We start from the raw sequence: 20,498 nt of genomic DNA, 5'->3' as shown, positions 1-20,498 counted from the left end.
GTTAATGGGATAAAATATTTAGTCTTAAGAGGAGAGCTTAAATATAGACTAGCTTGCTAACATATATCTTGTAAATTCATTGAAATATGACCATACGATTAGGTGTCGGAGAGCAAAAATAACAAAATAAAGGTAATTAAAAGTGTATCCTATAGGTTATAGGAGTTTTAGGTATTTTAAGCTTTATATTGACAATTTCGTCTAAAAAGAATATACTTTATTTATGTTCATATAATGAACAAATAACAGGAGGATTGATGAAATGAGTAGATTATATGATATTTTGTTGTTGATAAATAATAATGAAAAGGTGACACAGAGAATGTTGGCTGATGAGTCAGGTATATCACTTGGGGCAGTAAACTCTATTGTCAAGAACCTTGAAGAAGAAAACTATATAGTAAAGGCACCCAACTCAAAGTCAGACTATAGCTTGACTAGGCAGGGAATGGAAGTACTTGAAAACTTTATAGTGGAAAACCAGAACAGGAGGATTAACCTGGAGTCTAAAAAAGACCAAGAGGGCTTGTCCCAGGCAGTAATATTAGCAGATAGGGTCATTGGTGACTTTGGTAAACCTACAGGCTTCCTGAAGATAGGTGAGGAAACTGTGGCAAAGAGGATATTGAAGCTCCTGGAAGATTTAGACCTTGAGGAGATAATAGTGGTGGCAGGCTATAAGTCCGACTACTACAAGGAATTGGCCCTGTCTAATCAAAAGATAAGGCTGGTTGAAAACGATAAGTACAAGTACAGGGGAAGTATGTATGCCCTATCCCTATGCAAGGACTATATAAGGGGCAACTTTATCTTGATGTCAGACAACCTAATCTTTGAGGAAAGGGCTATAAAGAGTCTTTTGGCAAGCCCTGATCAGACTACGATGTTGATAACATCCGAGTCAGGTTCAGGAAATGAAACTTTGGTTGAGATTAGGGATGGTTGGGTTTATAAGCTATCTAAGGATATCCACCAGTTTAACAGGGTAGATGGGGAATTGGTGGGTCTGGCTAAAATATCAAATTCCTTCTACAATAAGATGTTAGACCAGTACAGCAAAAATAAAAATCCCTACATGGACTATGAGCATACCATAATAGATGTAGGAAGAGAATACAAGGTTGGCTATATCAAACTTGATGACCTTATGTGGTACGAAATTAATAACAAGGACAACTTTGCCAGGGCCAAGGGACAGGTATATTCAGGTATCTTGAGAAGGGATGACCGCATGAAACTTGCAGATGTAAAGGCCGAGCTTATAGATGCCCTTGGGGTAAAGGAAGATGAAATAGGGACGATAGAACCAGCCGGCGGTATGACCAACAAGAATTACAAGGTAGATATTGGTAGTCAGGCTTATATACTTAGGGTGGCTGGGGCAGGTACCAAGAGTATGATAAGTAGGGGCAATGAAAAAGCTAATTCTATTATAGGTGGAATTCTAGGTCTTAATACAGATACCTTATACTTTAACGAAGAGACTGGTACCAAGGTTAGTAGGCTGATAGAAAATGCAGAAACCCTAAACCCTACAACAGCCAAGAAGGAAGAAAATATGGAAATAGTGGCCCAGCTACTTAAGAAACTACATTTTTCTTGTGTAGACTTTGACAATGAATTTAACGTATTTAGGGAGATTGAAAAGTATGAAAAATTGGTAGCGGATGTCAATGGTCGCTACTATGATGATGAATATCCTATTATAAGGAGGAAGGTCATGGCCCTAGAGGGTGTCCTGGAAGACATAGGAAGAGACCGTTATACTTGCCACAATGATACAGTACCTGAGAACTTTATCAAGGGGGCAGACAGGAACTACCTGATAGATTGGGAGTATGCAGGGATGAATGACCCTATGTGGGATATAGCAGGTCATATCATAGAATGTGATTTCAACAAGGATGAGGAAGACCTATTTAAAAATAAGTATTTTAGCATAGACTATGATTTGAAGAAGGGGTCAGACAAGCCTAGTCCGGTCCAGGAGGAAAAAATTCTCCTATTCAAGATTTGCCAGGACTTCCTATGGTCTATATGGACAGTCTACAAGGAGGCAAAGGGAGTATCGTTTGGTGACTATGGCCCAATGAGGTATGAAAGGGCCAAGCAGAATGTAGAAAAATTCTATGAAATATATATGTAGGTTTAGTGTTTAAAAATGAGTATTTTATGTGTTCGGAGGATAAAATGAGAAAGAAGTATAGAAATAACTTGAAGTTTGGGGTATCAACGGCCCTTTTGTCTGGTATTTTTTGGGGGATGGATACAGTCTTGACCGGCGTAATATTGGCCATGTCGCCCTTTGTATCAACTGCCCAGGCTATAGCAATAGCACCAATAGTAGGTGCCTTCTTACATGATTTTTCATCTGCCTTTTGGATGACGATTTTGTCTATTATCAGGAAGGATTTTATGCATACAGCCAGACTTTTATGGACAAGGAGTGGTAGGTTTGTAATATTGGCAGCCCTGTTTGGGGGTCCTATAGGGATGATGGCCTATATGTTTGCTATTACAAATATAGGTGCTAGTTATACGGCGTCTATATCTGCTATGTATCCTGCTGCCGGAGCCTTCTTTAGCTATGTATTCCTACATATAAAATTAACAAAAAAAGGATGGTTTGGTTTATTTTTAAGTATCCTATCGATAATTATTTTGGGATATACTCCGGGAGATGTCCAGGTGAAAAACTTTGCCCTTGGCTTTGTTGCAGCCCTTATAACCGTTGTAGCCTGGTCGCTTGAGAGTGTTATCTGTGCCTACGGTATGAAAGATGACGTAACTCCTGTAGAAGCTTTATGGATTAGACAGATGACTTCTGCTTTCATATATGTCATCATTGTGGTATTATTTATTAAAGGGGCTCCACTTTCTGTGGAGATAATCACGTCCAAGCTAATGATTTTTATCGCAATAACTGCCTTTATTGGAACTGCATCTTATGTATGCTATTATAGTGCTATAGACTCTATAGGTCCAGTCAAGGCAACGGGCCTTAATATTACATATTCAATATGGGCCATGATAATATCTATTATAGCTTTGGGGGCAGAATTTAATCTAAAACTGGTATTTTGTTCAGTATTGATCATTATTGGGTCGGTATTGGTTTCTAAGGACCAGGCTGAAGCATAACAATAGGAGTTAAGAGTATGAGAGCAATTATTTTAGCTGCTGGTATGGGGACTAGACTAAGACCCCTTACAGACAATAAACCAAAGTCTCTGGTAGAGGTTGCAGGTGAAGCCATGGCAGAGAGACAAGTAAGATTTTTAAAAGAAAAGGGTATAGATGATATAGTTATGGTTGTAGGCTACCAGAAGGAGGCCTTCGAATACCTGGTCGACAGGTATGGGGTTAAGCTGGTATTCAACGAGAAGTTTGACGTATACAATAACATTTACTCTATGTACAAGGTAAGAGACCTTTTAGGTTGTTCATATGTCCTAGAAGGGGATATATATATGAACAAAAATATCATAGACCCTGGTATTTCCAGGTCTACCTATTTTTCTTGTCACAAGGAAGCTTTTGTCAATGAGTGGAAGTTGGTGGTAGATTCTGAGGACAAGGTTAGTGCTATTGACATATGTGATGGTGATGGTTATATCATGTGTGGCGTTTCTTATTGGGACCACCAGGATGGGCAATATATCAAGGAAAAACTGGACAAGATTGAAGAGATTGATGACTACCTGAACAAGTACTGGGATGACGTAGTAAAAGACAATATGGACTACCTTAATGTCAATATCAAAAAGTTAGAAAAAAATGACCTAATGGAAATAGATAGTGTAGAAGACTTGAAAAAGGTAGAAGCCTATCTAGGTTCACAGCTTGATTAATATAAATGACTAGTCACATTGATCTACCTTGATAAGGGTCACAATCTGGCGGGCTTTTATGTATTAATATACTAATTATATTTATTTGAAGAGGGGCGATTTTATGTACAATTTCAACATGCACTTAGACACAAATATTCACTTTGGTAAGGGACAAATCAAAAAGTTAGGCAAGGATATAATAAAGTATACAGACAGGTTACTCTTGGTATACGGTGGGGGTAGTATCAAGAAAAATGGAATATATGACTCTGTAGTGGCAGAGCTAAAGGATAATAATATATACTTTGAAGAGTTGAGTGGGGTAGACCCAAATCCAAGGATAGAATCGGTTGTAGAAGGTATAAAACTCTGTAAGGAAAACCAACTGGGTGGTATACTTGCAGTTGGTGGTGGAAGCTCAATAGACTGCTCCAAGGTAATTGCGGCTGGTGTAAAGTATGATGGAGACCCTTGGGACCTGGTCCTTGATAGGAAAAAAATAGTAGATGCTATACCTATATTTACTGTACTAACACTTTCAGCTACAGGATCAGAGATGAATGCCAATGCGGTAATATCAAATATGACAACAAACCAAAAGTTGGGAACAGGTATGCCGGGTATTACCCTGCCAAAAGCATCTGTACTGGACCCAGAGTACACTTATACAGTACCAGCCAAGCATACGGCAGCAGGTACTGCGGATATTATCAGTCATACCTTTGAAAACTACTTTACCAATGTTAAAGGTGGCTACCTTCAGGCCAGGTTTGCTGAGGCAATCCTAAAGACTTGCTTTCACTATGGGCCTATTGCATGTAAGGAACCAGACAACTATGAAGCCAGGGCCAACCTGATGTGGGCATCTTCATGGGCAATAAATGGTTTATTATCAGGCGGGTCTGCCAATAACTGGTCTGTCCATCCAATGGAACATGAGCTAAGCGCCTACTATGATGTTACTCATGGCGTAGGTCTAGCTATATTGACACCACACTGGATGAGGTATGTCCTAAATGATGACACACTGGATAATTTTGTCGATTATGGTATAAATGTATGGGGGCTTGACCCAAGTCTAGACAAGTACGAAATAGCTAATAAGGCAATTGACTTGACACAAGACTTCTTCTGCAAGGACCTTAATATACCGGCCAGCCTGACTGAAGTAGGTATAAACGATGAAAACTTTGAAGTTATGGCCAAGCATGCTGCTAATGTCAAGGGTGGAAGTATCCAGGGATTTGTAAATTTAGAGGCAGAGGATATAGTTAAAATATACCAGGCTGCTTTGTAGAAATAGGATAAGTAATATAGCTAAATAACTTGACAGGTCTAGGTATAGATGTTAAAATGATAGAGGTTATTTTATAAAACTAAATTAAATAAACACAGCAACGGGATTCTTAAAAGGTGCCTATAGGGTTTTTTAGGAAGTAGAACGTGCTGGAGGTAAAAACCAAGGAGGAAAAATTAAATGTCAGTAATTTCAATGAAGCAATTGCTAGAAGCTGGTGTACACTTCGGTCACCAGACAAGAAGATGGAACCCAAAGATGGCCAAGTTTATATTCACAGAAAGAAATGGAATATATATCATTGACCTACAGAAGACAGTAAAGAAGATTGATGAAGCATACAAGTTCATGCAGGAAGTAGCAGAAACTGGTAAGCCAATCCTTTTCGTTGGTACTAAGAAGCAGGCTCAGGAAGCTATCAAGGAAGAAGCTCAGAGATGTGGTATGTACTTCGTAAATGAAAGATGGCTAGGTGGTATGCTAACTAACCACAAGACAATCAAGACTAGAATCCAGAAGCTAAGAGAATTGGAAGCAATGGAAGAAGATGGTACATTTGATGTACTACCAAAGAAGGAAGTAATCAAGTTAAGAGCTGAAAAAGAAAAGCTAGAAAAGTTCTTAGGCGGTGTTAAGGATATGCCTGAACTACCAGCTGCACTATTTGTAGTAGACCCAAGAAAAGAAAACATAGCTATCCAGGAAGCTCATAGACTAGGTATTCCTGTAATAGGAACAGTTGATACTAACTGTGATCCAGATGAAATCGACTATCCAATCCCAGCTAATGATGATGCTATCAGAGCTGTAAAGTTAATAACTGGAGCAATGGCTAGTGCCATAATCGAAGCTAGACAAGGTCTTGATGACGTAGCTGAAGAATCTGAAGCTGTTGAAGTTGAAGAAACTGAAGAAACTACTGAAACAACAGAAGAAATGTAATCAGATTACATTTAATATGTAAAGCTTATGGTAAGGGCATTGCCCTTACCATTTTGTGAATACAATAGGAAAATTATTACAAAATTATTAGGAGGATTTTACAATGGCTGTAACTGCACAGATGGTAAAAGAATTAAGAGAAGCGACAGGCGCAGGTATGATGGACTGCAAGAAGGCTCTTACTGAAGCTGATGGAAATATGGAAAGAGCTGTTGATATATTAAGAGAAAAGGGTCTTTCTAAGGCTGCTAAAAAGGCTGATAGAGTAGCTGCAGAAGGTCTAGTTACTATAAAAACTAATGCTGACAACACTCTTGCTGCAGTAGTAGAGGTAAACTCAGAAACTGACTTCGTTGCAAAGAACCAGGATTTCAAGGACTTTGTAGCAGATGTAGCTGAAATGGTACTAGAAGGAGATGCTGCTGACCTAGATGCACTTCTTGCTTCAAACCACAAGGAAGGTAAGGCTCTAAAGGATGTATTAAATGATAGAGTTGCTACAATCGGTGAAAAGCTAGACGTTAGAAGATTTGAAAGAATTTCTACTAAGGGCAAGGTAGCAGGATATATCCACGGTGGTGGAAAGATTGGTGTTTTGGTTGAACTTGCTACGGATTCGAATGATGAAAGAGTATTAACTCTTGGTAGGGATATAGCTATGCAGGTTGCTGCTATGAATCCAAAGTATATTTCTAGAGATGACGTAGATCCAGAATATATAGCTCATGAAACTGAAATATTAACTCAGCAGGCCCTTAATGAAGGAAAGCCAGCTAATATAGTTGAAAAGATGGTTGTTGGTAGATTAAACAAGGAATTAAAGGAAGTATGCTTGGTTGACCAGGTATTCGTAAAAGATTCTGAGTTGACTATATCTAAACTTATAGCTAAGGTTGCTAAGGAAGTAGCTAGCGATATTAGCATTGCTAGTATGGTTAGGTACGAAGTTGGTGAAGGTATTGAAAAGAGAGAAGAAAACTTTGCTGAAGAAGTAGCTAAGCAGATGAAGTAATTGTAATTAAAGAGGACACTTCTTGTGTTCTCTTTTTTTTAAGATATTGTTAGGAGGAGTAAAAATGAGTGAACAGCCAATGTATAAGAGAGTATTACTAAAGATAAGTGGAGAGGCCCTTTCTGGAGGGACTGGATTTGGTATAAACAACGATGTTGTAAGTGAAATCTCTTTGGGAATCAAGAAACTGAATGACGTAGGCGTAGAAGTAGCTGTAGTTGTTGGTGGAGGAAACTTCTGGAGAGGTAGAACTAGCCAGGGTATGGATAGGACTACTGCTGACTATATAGGTATGTTGGCAACTGTAATGAATGCCATGGCCCTACAGGATTCATTAGAAAATATAGGCGTGCCAACAAGGGTTCAGACTGGTATAGAAATGAACAAGGTAGCAGAACCATATATCAGAAGAAGGGCTGTTAGACACCTTGAAAAGGGTAGGGTAGTTATATTTGGAGCAGGAACAGGTAACCCATACTTCTCAACAGATACTGCTGCAGCCTTAAGGGCAGCTGAAATGGAGGCAGATGTAATCCTTCTTGCCAAGAATGTAGATGCTGTATATGACAAGGATCCAAAGGAGCATCCTGATGCTAAGAAGTTCACTAAGCTTTCATACATGGAGGTAATCAATAGGGAACTAAAGGTAATGGATTCGACAGCGACTTCACTATGTATGGACAATAAGATTACTATAAAGGTATTTGAATTAAATACTGAAAATATAATTAAGGTTGTTTATGGAGAAGATGTCGGTACTACTGTAGAATAGTAAGCAAAATAGTAGTATAATATATATAAATAGAATTTAAAAAATTTTAAGCGTATGGGTAACGCATATTAGGAGGTAAAATATGAAACTGGATGTGCATGTTCAATTAGAAGAACAAATGGAAAAGACGATAGAGGCCTTAAAGTTTGAATTTGGTACTATCAGGGCAGGTAGAGCCAATGCTTCAATGTTGGATAAGGTAAGGGTTGACTACTATGGTACACCTACACCAGTAAACCAAATGGCTGCTATTGCTGTATCTGAAGGTAGAATACTAACAATAACTCCATGGGATAAGTCTAGTATTCATACTATAGAAAAGGCAATATCAGAGTCTGATGTTGGTATAGCGCCAGCAAATGATGGTTCTGTAATCAGACTGGTTGTGCCACCACTAACAGAAGAAAGAAGAAAAGAACTTGCAAAGAAGGCATCAAAGGCTTCTGAAAGTTTCAAGGTAAGGATTAGAAACGACAGAAGAGATGCCAATGACAAGATCAAAAAGATGGAAAAGGCAGGAGAACTAGCTGAGGATGATGCAAAGAAGGCAATTGATGAAGTTCAGAAGATGACTGACAAGTACATCAAGACTATAGAAGAGCTAACTGCTAACAAAGAAAAAGATATAATGGAAGTGTAAAATGGAAAATTTATTCTATGATATTAACTTGGACAAGGTACCTGCTCATATAGCAATCATAATGGATGGTAATGGCAGGTGGGCCAAGTCAAGGTTTATGCCTAGGACTTATGGACACAAGGTTGGTGTAGAAACAATCAGGAAGGTAGTAAAGGAATGCTCTAGACTAGGGGTCAAGTACCTAACTCTATATGCATTTTCCACTGAAAACTGGAAACGTCCAAAGGAAGAGGTATCTGCCTTGATGGGTCTCTTGGTCAAGTATCTGAGAAATGAATTAGAGGAACTGCATAAAAACAATGTCAAAATACTTACTATAGGGGATATTAGCAAGCTACCTCAAGCATGTATAGAAGAACTAGACCATGCCAAGGAAAAGACTAAAGATAATACAGGTCTTGTAATGTCGCTTGCCCTAAACTATGGGGGTAGGAATGACTTGGTAAATGCAGTAAAAAACATCAGTCAGGAAGTAGTAGATGGCAAAATTTCAGTAGACGATATAGGTGACGACCTTATATCAAGCCACCTATCAACTAAGGAGTCTCCAGACCCGGACCTTGTTGTAAGGACCAGTGGTGAACAGAGGTTGAGTAACTTCTTGTTGTGGGAATTAGCCTATTCAGAGTTTTATTTTGCTGATATCCACTGGCCTGATTTTGATGAGAAGGAGCTACAAAAGGCTATTTTTGCTTACCAGAGCAGGGATAGGCGTTTTGGCGGTATAAAGTAGGGGTGAACTTATGAAGCAGAGATTGGTTTCCGCAATGATTATGCTACCACTCCTAATACTACTGGTATTAGGTGGGCTGCCACTTTACATTGGTGGTCTGGTCCTTATGGGGGTAGCATTACATGAATTTTATAATGCATTTGTCAAGATTCAAAAACGTCCTATATATGAAATTGGATATGCATTTGTAGTAGCTATCTTCTTAGCTAATCTATTTGCGTGGAGCACAAGTGTATATGCCTTTATAATGTTCGTATTATTTTTAGTGGCCATAATTTATGTACTTAAGCAAAAGAGAGACGTAGTTGACTTGTCATTGACTTTTTCAGGCATACTATACATATGCTTTTGCTTCAACTACATAATTCTTATATCAGAAAGGCTTGACAGGGGTCATATATATGTTTGGTTGGTATTTATAATCGCCTTCATGACAGATACCTTCGCATACTTTGTAGGCAGGAGGTTTGGTAGGCACAAGCTAATGCCAAAGACCAGTCCTAAAAAAACTATCGAAGGTAGTCTGGGAGGTATTGCAGGATCAATTATAGCCTGTATAATATTTGGCCTAATATTCAAGTTGCCTATAGGTGTAATGGTAATTATATCATTATTTGGTAGTATTATCGCCCAGATGGGTGATCTGATAGCATCGGCAATCAAGAGGTATGTAGATATCAAGGATTATGGAAAAATAATCCCAGGCCATGGTGGTGTATTGGACAGGTTTGATAGTGTACTACTGGTAGCACCATATGTATATTTTCTATTAATCTACCTTTTAAAGTAAATTTGTGATATAATTGAATAAGTAATTCAGAGTGATCAAATAGCTATTTAATGTCCCTCTGCCTTGTATGAGGTAGGGGGACTTTTTTATAAGGGGATCTTGTCCCATATAATTGTGTAGGTTAACCACCTCTATAAATGGTCGTATTTTGTTGGGAGGATAGTATGAATAGTAAAATAAAGCTTACTAAAAAATCTGGACTGGTCCTACTTGCAATCTGCCTGGGAATGGCCATATCATTAACAGCCTGTGGAAGCAAGGAAGGCACATCCAGTGACAAGGATTCAGGTAATCAAGTTAAGTCTCTAGTAAATAAGGATGGTGACAATATAGAGACCAGATATAAAACACCTGAGGGATATACAAGGGTCAAGCTTACAAAGGGATCTTTCGGAGAATTTTTAAGACATGAAAAACTTAAAAAGTATGGGGAAAAGTCATACTATTATAATGGCAAGGTGAAGCCATCAGAAGGTGTCTACGATTCAGTTTTTGACATAGATTTAGAAGGTAAAAACCTCCTTCACTGTGCTGATGCCTGCTTTAAGTTTAGGGGAGACTATCTTTACCAGACAGGCCAGTATGACAAGATCAAATTTAACTTTGTATCGGCTGGACTAGCTGATTTTTCCAAGTATACAAGAGGTTATAGGGTTGACCCAGAAACAGGTCAGTACTTTTTGATGGCTGAGCCAGATAGGTCTGAGAAAGTCTACAAGAAGTTCATGAATGTGGTATATGGCTACTGTGGTACCCTTTCTTTGGTCAAAGATACCCATGGTGTAAGTATAGATGATATGCAGATAGGAGATGTCTTTGTCAGGGGTGGTACTCCGGGAACTAAGAGGGTAGGCCACGCTATTATGGTTATAGATATGGCTGAAAATCACAAGGGTGAAAAGGTCTTTATGCTAGCCCAGTCATATATGCCAGCCCAGCAGACCCAGGTTTTGGTAAACAAGGCCAACAAGGAAATTAGTCCATGGTACAGTCTGGATGAAGTGAAAAAGTCCGGTAAGATGATAACACCTCAGTGGACCTTTGAGTTAAATGAATTGAAGCGATTCAATTAAATACTTGAAATACCTTGAAAAACCACCAAAAGTATGGTATTATGAATGTATTGAATATGTGTTTTAAATGTGAGGCATCTTTTGGCTCACATTTTTTCATGCTGATTCATACTGATATCTTAGACCTGATCTCCTAATGACCAAAAAGGTTTTAAAAGGATGGGTTTGATATAGACAATTTAATATTTTTGACAATTGAATAGGAGGTGTGCTATGAAGAAAAACATTGCACAGAGGGTTGAAGAAAAGATTCAACCAAGTGTCGAAGGCTTTGGATATGAGCTTGTTGATGTAGAATACGTCAAAGAAGCAGGTGTATACTACCTAAGGGTAATTATAGACCATGAAAACGGAATAGGCCTTGATGAATGTGAAAAGGTAAGTAGGGAAATTAACCCTATACTTGATGAAGAAGACTATATAGAAGATAACTACTTCTTGGAAGTATGTTCACCAGGTATAGACAGGGTCCTAAAGAGGGACAAGGAGTTTAGCAAGTATGCAGGTAAGACTGTAGAAGTTAAACTTTATAAGAATGACCAAGACCTAAAAACCAAGCAGTTTGAGGCAGAATTAAGAGGTCTTGACCAAGATGGTATGGTAGTAGTATCCATAGGGGATACAGAAAAGAAATTTGACAGGAAAGAAATTGCCCAGATTAGGCTGGCAGTTGTATTTTAATATAGGTAAATAAATCGGAGGTAATAATGAACACAGAATTTATACAAGCCCTTGATGAGCTTGTAAGAGATAGGGGAATAGACAAGGATGTATTGCTAGAAACTATAGAACAGGCATTGACATCTGCCTACAAGAAGAACTTTGGTTCTGCCCAGAATGTCAGAATAGATATGAACAGGGAAACAGGTGATATAAAGGTATATTCTCAGAGAGTGGTTGTAGATGAATCAGACCTATACGACAACTTCTTAGAAATAGAGCTATCAGAAGCCAGGGAAATAAATCCTAACTATGAGCTAGGAGACATAATTGAGCACGAGGTTACACCAAAAGACTTCGGTAGGATTGCAGCCCAGACAGCTAAGCAAATCGTAGTTCAGAAGATAAGAGAAGCTGAACGTGAAATGACATATAATGAATTCCTTGAAAAGCAGGATGAATTAGTGACTGGTGAAATATCAAGGACATCGTCAAGAGATGGCAAGCAAATAGTATTTGTCCAGATAGGTAAGGGCGAAGGTGTCCTACTACAGAGCGAGCAGATTAGGAATGAAGACTACAAGATTGGTAGCAATATGAAGTTCTATGTTCTTGAAGTAAACAGGACAAACAAGAATCCACAGATTCTGCTATCAAGAACTAATGCTGGTCTGGTAAAGAGGTTATTTGAAATGGAGGTACCTGAAATCCAAGAAGGTATTGTCCATATCAAATCTATATCAAGAGAGGCCGGATCTAGGACTAAGATGGCAGTTAAGTCTATAGATGAAAATATAGATCCAATCGGTGCATGTGTTGGTACGCAGGGGGCCAGGGTTAGAAATATAGTTGATGAACTAGGTGATGAAAAGATAGACATAGTTAAGTACAGCGATGACCCAGCCACATTTATAGAAGCAGCCCTTAGCCCATCCAAGGTAACAAGGGTATTTATAGACGAAGCAAACAAGTCTGCCATAGTTATAGTGCCTGATTACCAGTTATCGCTTGCAATCGGTAAGGAAGGTCAGAATGCTAGACTTGCTGCAAGGTTGACTAACTGGAAGATAGATATCAAACCAGAATCAGAATTTGGTCCAGAAGAAGAGGCTGCCCTATTAGAAGAAATAGAGAAAAACAAAATTGCAGCTGAAGAGGAAGCTAAGAGATTGGTTGAAGAGGCTGAACTAAAGGCTCATGAAGAAGCAGAAATACTGGCAGGCCAAGATGAAGAAGACTTTGAAACTGGAGAAACTTCAGAATTAGAATCAGAAGAATCTGATTTAGGAGAAGACGTTCAAGAAGAAATACAAGACTAATTATAGCAGGTATCTTCCCCAGTCACTTAAACTAATAGTAGACTGGCAGGATGGTTAGAAAATATATTGGAGGTGTCCAATGCAAAAGCAAAAAAAAGTACCCCAGAGAAAGTGCATAGTTTGTCAAACTAGGGATACAAAGAAGGGGTTAATTAGGATCGTAAAAAACAAGGAAAATGAAATCTTTATTGATCCTACAGGCAGGGCCAATGGTAGGGGTGCCTATGTATGCGCCAACAAGGAATGTCTAACTAAGGCCATCAAGTCTAAACAACTAAATAGGGCCTTTAAAATGGATGTAGATGACCAAGTCTATGAACACCTACTAGGTCAGCTAGAAAAACTAGAGGATTAGCGGCATGAATGAAAAAAAGATATATTCATGGTTGGGTCTAGCTATGAGGTCGGGCAACCTAGTATCAGGTGATGATACTACCCTAAGAGACCTTAAAAAAATGAGACTAAGCCTAATTATACTTGCTGATGACGCATCAGCTAATACAAAAAAATTATTTACAGACAAGTCCAGTTATAGAAATATAGCCTGCAGGCAATTCGGAACAAAGGAAGAATTGGGTAGGTCTATAGGTAAAAGTCCCAGGGCTGTACTTGGAATAAAGGACAAGAAGATGTCAGACCAGATATTGATCTTGTTGGACGGGACTGAGATATAGGAGGTGGTTTTTATGTCTAAGACTAGCATAAAAAAGATTGCCGAAGATTATAAGATGAGCGAAAAAGAAATCGCAAAGAAAATTAATGACTTTGGTGTAGAAACAACAGAAGATAAGAAAAATTTAGAGGGTGAAAACCTACAGCTATTTATAGAAATGCTAAATGAAGAAATAAAGGAAGCAAAGGGAAATGTCGTTGAAGTAGATGGCAAGATAACAGTCCAGGAAATTGCAAGTCAGATGGACAAGCCAGCTTCAGAAGTAATCATGAAATTGATGAAGATGGGTACCATGGCAACTATAAACCAGGAGATAAGCTTTGATATAGCCGCCCTAGTCTGTAGTGAATTTGGTTTTACCCTAATGAGGTCTGATAATTCAGAGATAGAAGAACTAGAAATAGAGGCCTTGATGGAAATAGAAGAGGATGATGAAAAAGACCTTGTGCCAAGACCACCAGTAGTAACTGTGATGGGTCACGTTGACCACGGTAAGACATCCCTACTAGATGCAATAAGAGACACAGACGTAATCTCAGGAGAAGCTGGTGGTATTACCCAGCATATAGGTGCATCTGAAGTAAAGATAAATGGTCAGAAGATAGTATTTTTGGATACACCTGGTCATGAAGCCTTTACATCAATGAGGGCCAGAGGTGCCCAGGTTACAGATATAGCTATCCTGGTAGTTGCGGCAGACGATGGTATCATGCCACAGACTATTGAGGCCATAAACCATGCTAAGGCAGCCGATGTACCTTTGATAATAGCTATAAACAAGATAGACAAGCCAGGTGCCAATCCTGATAGGGTAAAACAGGAATTATCTGAGCAAGGTTTATTGGTTGAAGACTGGGGCGGAGATGTAATTTCTGTAGAAGTATCAGCAAAGAAGAGGATAAATATAGAGAACCTACTAGAGATGGTACTACTTGTAGCAGAGATTCAAGAACTAAAGGCAAACCCTAATAAGAGGGCTGTAGGTACTGTAATAGAAGCAGAACTTGACAAGAATAGGGGTCCAGTTGCTACCGTATTGGTCCAGGGTGGTACCCTAAGCGTTGGTGACCCGATCGTTGCTGGTGTAGCATCAGGTAAGGTAAGGGCCATGATTAACTACAAGGGTAAGAGGATCAAACAAGCCGGTCCATCTACAGCAGTAGAAATACTAGGCCTATCTGAAGTTCCAGCAGGTGGAGACCAGTTTGCTGAAACTCCTAATGACAAGACAGCTAGACTTATAGCCGAAAAGAGACAGGCAATGCAGAGAGAGGAAATGTTAAAGGCATCTTCAAAGATTTCTCTTGATGACTTATTTGCCCAGATGTCAGAAGGAAAGGTTAAGGACCTTAACATAGTAATAAAGGCGGACGTTCAGGGTTCTGTCCAGGCTGTAAAGCAGTCTTTAGAAAAGTTGTCTAACGAAGAGGTTGCCATTAAGGTCATCCATGGTGGTGTTGGTGCCATCACAGAATCAGACGTCCTACTTGCATCTGCATCTAATGCTATAATCATAGGATTTAACGTTAGACCAGTATCCGGCTCAGAGCAGGTTGCTGAAAAAGAATCTGTTGATATTAGAACATACACAATCATATACAAGGCAATAGAAGATATCAAGGCTGCCATGAGTGGTATGCTAGACCCTGACTATGTAGATGAAGATACAGGTAAGGTAGAAATAAGAGAAATATACAAGATATCTGGTGTTGGAACAGTTGCAGGTTGCTATGTAACATCAGGTAAGATAATGAGAGCTTCTAAGGTTAGAATAGTTAGGGATGGTATAATCATCCACGAAGGTGAACTAGCTGCCTTGAAGAGGTTTAAAGATGATGTAAAGGAAGTAGCCCAGGGATTTGAGTGTGGTTTGAGTTTTGTAAACTACAACGATATCAAGCCGGGTGATATAGTAGAGGCATATATCACTAAAGAGGTCGAAAGAACTCTAGACTAATAGTGCCTCAGAGAAGAGGGGTAGAATATGGCTTCAAACAGGATAAAGAGAATTAGTGAAGAAGTAAGAAAAGTAGTCAGTAGTATGCTGATTAATGGAATAAAAGATCCAAGAATAACATCTATGATCAGTGTAACTGATGTAGAAGTTACAAATGACCTAAGATATGCCTTTGTATACATAAGTATACTAGGAGGAGATAGGGAAGCATCTTTAGAGGGCTTAAACTCAGCCAGGGGATATATAAGAAGAGAAGTAGGTAGGCAGGTCAAGTTAAGATATGCACCCGAAATAGTCTTCAAGATAGATGACTCTATAGAAAGAGGCATGTATATGGATGAGTTGATCAAGAGTGTCAATAAGGATGAAGAATAGCTAATTTACTAGTATAAAAAATTATAGATATTTTGCTGTTTTACCCTCTTTACTGGATAAAAGTTCAGTAAGGAGGGTTGTTTTTGTGTATAAATCAATTCTTTTAAAATATCATATATAGATAAGTAAGCTATTAGTACTAGACCAGACCTGTGAGATATTGATTCAATAACAATAATTATGATATAATATGAATGATTATACATGTTAAAATATCTAATGAGTATAATTAATGGTAACGAACCAAAAATAGTAGTCATTATATTGATTTTTTGAGAGGGTGCTAATATGAATAAAAAAAATACACTAAAGGGTCTTGAAGATACACTATATATTCCATTGATGGCAAGAATATATGCATCTAAAAAATTTCCGGAATTTTTCTATGATGAAAAAGCTCTATCACTAGAAAGTTTCATTCCTACTAATGAGATAAAGGAAAATTCAACAGAATACTTTTATATGGCAAGTGTTTGCAGGCAGTATACCATAGACAAAAAAATAAGAAGATTTATTGAAACGAAAGATTTATCTAATGTTGTATTTCTAGGTGCAGGACTTGAAACAGCTTACAACCGTATAGGAAATAAAACAGTTAATTTTTATCAAGTAGATTTACCTGATGTAATAGAGGTAAGAAGAAGCCTACTAGGTGAGGCAGAAAATGAATGCCTAATTTCTGGAGATATGTTCAGCCTTGACTGGATAAAAGAAGTAGATATTTCCCTGCCTACTTTGCTTGTTGTTTCTGGAGTATATCAATACTTTAAAGAAGAAAAAATATTGTCCATGATAAGTGATATGAAAGATATGATTACAAATGGTGACTTGGTTTTTGATGCTACAAATTCAGCTGGCTTAAAACTAGCCAATAAGTATGTGAAGAAAACTGGCAATAGGGATGCCCAGATGTATTTTGCTATAGATAATCCGATTGAATTTGCACATAAAACTCATACTGAACTCATAAGTGTAGATGGCTTTTTTAAGGATGCGCTTAGAGTTTGTAAGGGGTTAAAATTTATGACAAGGGTGTATATGTATTTTGCAGATAAATTGAATAGAACACTAATAATGCATCTAAAATTATAGGGCTTTATATTTTGCGATAGAATATTTTGCTCATTTGTTTAAGAGTAGGAAAGGATAAATAGGTATAGATAAATGACGCTAAGATATGAATAAATGGAACTAAGATATGTTCACGATGAGGAACTAACTAATAAGAAGTATTACTTTTGGTTTGAATTAAAAATATTCGAATTTTAAAAAATCTAGACACTATATATATATTATGGTATAATTATTATGTGTATTTGTGCATTTGACTAGGACCTTTATTTAGTGATTAATTTTTTATGGTGTATCAAGGGGCTCGAATTTCAAATTGCACATTTAAAAAGTTTCAGGGTATAAAGAGGGTAAGGAGTGATGTGAGTGAAAAAACATATGAGTATCTTATTAACACTTGTCATGGTATTTAATGTTCTCGTTTCGGGTATTGGCAACAACCTGTCCTATGCAGACGACAAAGTAGCCTATAGCCAAAACGTAAGTGCTGATAAGGCTTTTACAAGAAGTGAAAGAACACTTAAAAATAACAAAAATCAAATAATACAAAAATCTAAAAATACAGGTTTAGATAAAAAGCCTATAGACAAAAAGCCTGAAAATCCAAATAAAAAGGATTTAGACAATAAATATGTAGACGGCAAAATTGAAGATTCTAAGACAAAAGAAGATCCTAAGAAAAAGGATTTAGATAAAAATTCTAAGGATAGGAAGGTTGAGAACCCTAGAAAGAATAGTGGCCAAGACTCAGAAGAAAAGAAACTTGGAAAAACTGAAGAAAAAGCTAAAGAAAATACATCTTCAGAACAAGATAAAAAACAAACTTCACCTGAAATAAAAGAAGAAAATCTAGAAAGTGAAAAAATATCTTTTGAAAAACAAGAAAAAGGACTGATTATAAAAGTTGATGCACCAAAGGGAGCTTTCCCTAAAGGAACGACTGTTTCTGTGAGGTTGGTGTCAAAACTTAAGGACAAAATAGCTTATGACATTACTTTCAAGGACAATAATAACAAAGAAGTACAACCTGCAAAGGGAACAGAAGTAAAGGTATCTTTCATCTTGGATAGGACATCTAATCTTCTACCAGATGATAGGCCTGTAAATTTAAAACTTTATCATGTAGTAAATGGTGTTCCAAAAGTAATTGACACAAACAGGACTGCTAAGGGTTTCATGGAGGAAAAAGGAATACAAAGTGTAACACTAAGTGGAAAGGTAAGTCATTTCTCAGAATTTAGGTTGGTTGCTGAAAATGATCTAGATTTTGATAAGATAAAAAAAATAAGTCCTGATTCAATTAATTCGAATAACAAAAATGAAACAGGTAGTTTGGATACTCAGAAAAAAGATGAGGATAATGTTGGAAATAATAAATTAAAAGAACAAATATATGAAGTTGAGCTAGTTGCAAACTCTAATCATCCTTCAATATATATAAAGGGTTTATTACCGAAAGGTGGTTATGCGACTGCAAGATATGTGGAACTTTCAAATAATATTTTACCTGAGTATCAAAGAGTAGTGACAGCCTATGATATTAAAATATTTGATGATAAGGGTAAAGAATATCAGCCTATAAAACCAGTTAGAGTGACTATATCCGATGACAAGGTAAAAAAAGAACTTACAAAAATAGGAAGAAAAAATATTCAAGTAATTCACATAAGTAAATCAGGTATTCCGGATAAATATTCGAGTGCTATAGTTACATCTGAATCTAAAGTTTCATTTAATGCATCATCTTTTTCGGTTTACGCTTTTGCTATTGAAACTCGTGATACTGCAAAAAATCCCAAAGAGGTTGACGCTAAGATAATAGACTTTAATATAATAAGAACAAACGATGAAAATCCAGCTAATACATATAATTATTATGAAGCGTTTAAAATAAAAATTAAATGGGATGCTAGTAAATATGGTAAAACATTGAAGAGAGAAGATTTTTTTAAGATTAAAATTCCAGATGAATTCATATTGGCGCATAAAATAGAGTTTGATTTAAAAACAGAAGATGGAAAAATTTTAGGTCATTTGGTTGCAACTCCTAATAATGAAGGCGGTGCCAATGTTGTAGTTACTTTTAAAGATTATGTAGAAACACATGAAAATATAAAAGGAGAATTTTATCTTGATTCAAGATTTAATACTACTAAATATGTTAAGCAATTAGACGGAAGTTATACCATTTCTTACTATTTTGATGGGAAGACACACACCCATCATATTAATCCAAAACCAAATGTAAACCCTGATGAAGCCTTGGCTAAATGGGCTAATAAGACTAAAGATGCTTTAAATGAAGCTGAGTGGGTTATTAGATTAAATTTCAAAAAGGGTACTTTCACAGATGTCGTTCTTAGTGATGAACTCTCGTCTGAAACAGGCGTATTGCCTGAAGGAATAAAATATAAACTGGATACGTTTAGGCTTAAACAAGCTGAATTTAATAGTACTGGAGATGATATAAGTGAATCAAAATATAAATCTATTAAATATGAAGAATTGAAAAATTATCTTAAATTTGACAGTAATATGCGAAAGTTTACCTTCAGAATGAGCGATTTTTTGAAAGATAAAGGTTATTCTGTAGATGGTAAATTGCAGGCAACACAATGGTATTTATTTTATAAATCTACTTATGAAGAGGGGTTAAAATTAAAAAATAAAGCTGAATTTAAATCGAAAGAGAGTATAATTACAGGTCATAGCTATTATCAAGTTGCAGGAGGCAGTGGTACTGGTGGCGGTGATTTAACAAATAAAATTAAAATAAAAAAAGTTGATTCTGATAATACTAATAAACCTCTGGGAAATGCAAAATTTAAAATTGTAAAAGTGGGTGATCCGAGCAAAGTGTGGAACATTATCACTAATGCTCAAGGAGAGGCTGAGACAGAGCGCCTTTCTCAAGGCGACTATGAAATAATAGAGACAGATGCACCTCTTGGTTACCTACTTGACAAAACCCCGATACCAGTAAAAGTTATAAATGGTGAAGCGACAATTGCAACCATTAAAAATAAAAAGGGAAAAATAACAGTAAAAGTCACTAAAAAGTGGGAAAATCAAGATGAAACACCATTGATGGGAGATAAGCCTACAATTAGCTTGCAACTTTTAAAGGATGGACAACCAGAAGGTACACCAGTTCAGCTTACAAATGGAAATATTACCCATACATGGACAAACTTAGATAAAACAGATGAACATGGAAATGATCATAAGTACTCTGTTCAAGAAGTCGGCGAAAAAGATTATAAAATACAATTTGATGGCAACTGGTACAAGGTTGATTATGGTGCAGATTCGCAATCAGGTGGGCTGACTGTAACTAATAAGAAACTTAAA

At 37.2% G+C, this 20,498-nt stretch carries 19 protein-coding genes; all 19 read left to right on the top strand.

Annotation, left to right across the window (positions count from 1 at the left end; all coding sequences use genetic code 11):
* Positions 1-262 precede the first annotated feature (262 nt).
* Entirely contained in the window at positions 263-2,146 is a 1,884-nt protein-coding gene (locus HMPREF0634_RS01315; RefSeq protein ID WP_007788293.1) for a winged helix-turn-helix transcriptional regulator, read from the top strand.
* A gap of 44 nt (positions 2,147-2,190) precedes the next feature.
* Positions 2,191-3,141, top strand: a complete 951-nt coding sequence (locus HMPREF0634_RS01310) for a DMT family transporter (RefSeq protein ID WP_007788286.1) — start codon at positions 2,191-2,193, stop codon at positions 3,139-3,141.
* Positions 3,142-3,158: 17 nt separating this feature from the next.
* Positions 3,159-3,851, top strand: coding sequence for a sugar phosphate nucleotidyltransferase (locus HMPREF0634_RS01305; protein ID WP_007788287.1), 693 nt, complete (start codon positions 3,159-3,161; stop codon positions 3,849-3,851).
* Positions 3,852-3,954: 103 nt separating this feature from the next.
* Positions 3,955-5,130, top strand: a complete 1,176-nt coding sequence (locus tag HMPREF0634_RS01300) for an iron-containing alcohol dehydrogenase (protein WP_007788299.1) — start codon at positions 3,955-3,957, stop codon at positions 5,128-5,130.
* 180 nt (positions 5,131-5,310) lie between these two features.
* A complete protein-coding gene (gene rpsB / locus HMPREF0634_RS01295) occupies positions 5,311-6,072 on the top strand; it encodes a 30S ribosomal protein S2 (protein WP_007788290.1) in 762 nt (253 codons plus the stop codon).
* Positions 6,073-6,175: 103 nt separating this feature from the next.
* Positions 6,176-7,084, top strand: coding sequence for a translation elongation factor Ts (gene tsf / locus HMPREF0634_RS01290; protein WP_007788289.1), 909 nt, complete (start codon positions 6,176-6,178; stop codon positions 7,082-7,084).
* A gap of 64 nt (positions 7,085-7,148) precedes the next feature.
* Positions 7,149-7,856: a UMP kinase gene (pyrH, locus tag HMPREF0634_RS01285; RefSeq protein WP_007788298.1), complete on the top strand. Its 708-nt coding sequence runs from the start codon at positions 7,149-7,151 to the stop codon at positions 7,854-7,856.
* An 82-nt stretch (positions 7,857-7,938) separates the two neighbouring features.
* Positions 7,939-8,496 (top strand): ribosome recycling factor, encoded by a 558-nt coding sequence (gene frr, locus HMPREF0634_RS01280; RefSeq protein ID WP_007788285.1) that lies wholly within the window; start codon positions 7,939-7,941, stop codon positions 8,494-8,496.
* Between the two features lies 1 nt (position 8,497).
* Positions 8,498-9,229, top strand: coding sequence for an isoprenyl transferase (locus HMPREF0634_RS01275; RefSeq protein ID WP_007788283.1), 732 nt, complete (start codon positions 8,498-8,500; stop codon positions 9,227-9,229).
* A gap of 10 nt (positions 9,230-9,239) precedes the next feature.
* The gene (locus tag HMPREF0634_RS01270; RefSeq protein ID WP_007788288.1) at positions 9,240-10,019 is read left to right on the top strand and encodes a phosphatidate cytidylyltransferase; all 780 of its coding nucleotides are present in this window, start codon (positions 9,240-9,242) and stop codon (positions 10,017-10,019) included.
* A gap of 164 nt (positions 10,020-10,183) precedes the next feature.
* Positions 10,184-11,092: a DUF4846 domain-containing protein gene (locus HMPREF0634_RS01265; RefSeq protein ID WP_007788294.1), complete on the top strand. Its 909-nt coding sequence runs from the start codon at positions 10,184-10,186 to the stop codon at positions 11,090-11,092.
* A gap of 213 nt (positions 11,093-11,305) precedes the next feature.
* Positions 11,306-11,773, top strand: a complete 468-nt coding sequence (locus HMPREF0634_RS01260) for a ribosome maturation factor RimP (RefSeq protein ID WP_007788296.1) — start codon at positions 11,306-11,308, stop codon at positions 11,771-11,773.
* Positions 11,774-11,799: 26 nt separating this feature from the next.
* Positions 11,800-13,071, top strand: coding sequence for a transcription termination factor NusA (gene nusA, locus HMPREF0634_RS01255; protein ID WP_007788281.1), 1,272 nt, complete (start codon positions 11,800-11,802; stop codon positions 13,069-13,071).
* Between the two features lie 79 nt (positions 13,072-13,150).
* Entirely contained in the window at positions 13,151-13,426 is a 276-nt protein-coding gene (gene rnpM, locus HMPREF0634_RS01250) for an RNase P modulator RnpM (RefSeq protein ID WP_007788284.1), read from the top strand.
* A gap of 4 nt (positions 13,427-13,430) precedes the next feature.
* Positions 13,431-13,745, top strand: a complete 315-nt coding sequence (locus HMPREF0634_RS01245; protein ID WP_007788297.1) for a L7Ae/L30e/S12e/Gadd45 family ribosomal protein — start codon at positions 13,431-13,433, stop codon at positions 13,743-13,745.
* Positions 13,746-13,757: 12 nt separating this feature from the next.
* On the top strand, positions 13,758-15,701 hold the full coding sequence (infB, locus tag HMPREF0634_RS01240; protein ID WP_007788292.1) for a translation initiation factor IF-2: 1,944 nt from the start codon (positions 13,758-13,760) through the stop codon (positions 15,699-15,701).
* Positions 15,702-15,728: 27 nt separating this feature from the next.
* The gene (gene rbfA, locus HMPREF0634_RS01235) at positions 15,729-16,076 is read left to right on the top strand and encodes a 30S ribosome-binding factor RbfA (RefSeq protein ID WP_007788291.1); all 348 of its coding nucleotides are present in this window, start codon (positions 15,729-15,731) and stop codon (positions 16,074-16,076) included.
* 288 nt (positions 16,077-16,364) lie between these two features.
* Entirely contained in the window at positions 16,365-17,168 is an 804-nt protein-coding gene (locus HMPREF0634_RS01230) for a class I SAM-dependent methyltransferase (protein WP_007788300.1), read from the top strand.
* Positions 17,169-17,513: 345 nt separating this feature from the next.
* On the top strand, positions 17,514-20,498 hold a 2,985-nt coding region (locus HMPREF0634_RS01225), incomplete at its 3' end, for an Ig-like domain-containing protein (protein ID WP_007788295.1).

Source organism: Peptostreptococcus stomatis DSM 17678 (assembly GCF_000147675.1).
Taxonomy (GTDB): Bacteria; Bacillota; Clostridia; order Peptostreptococcales; family Peptostreptococcaceae; genus Peptostreptococcus; species Peptostreptococcus stomatis.
The sequence above is the reverse complement of the archived record's forward strand: the minus strand, read 5'-3'. Positions and strand labels throughout refer to the sequence as shown.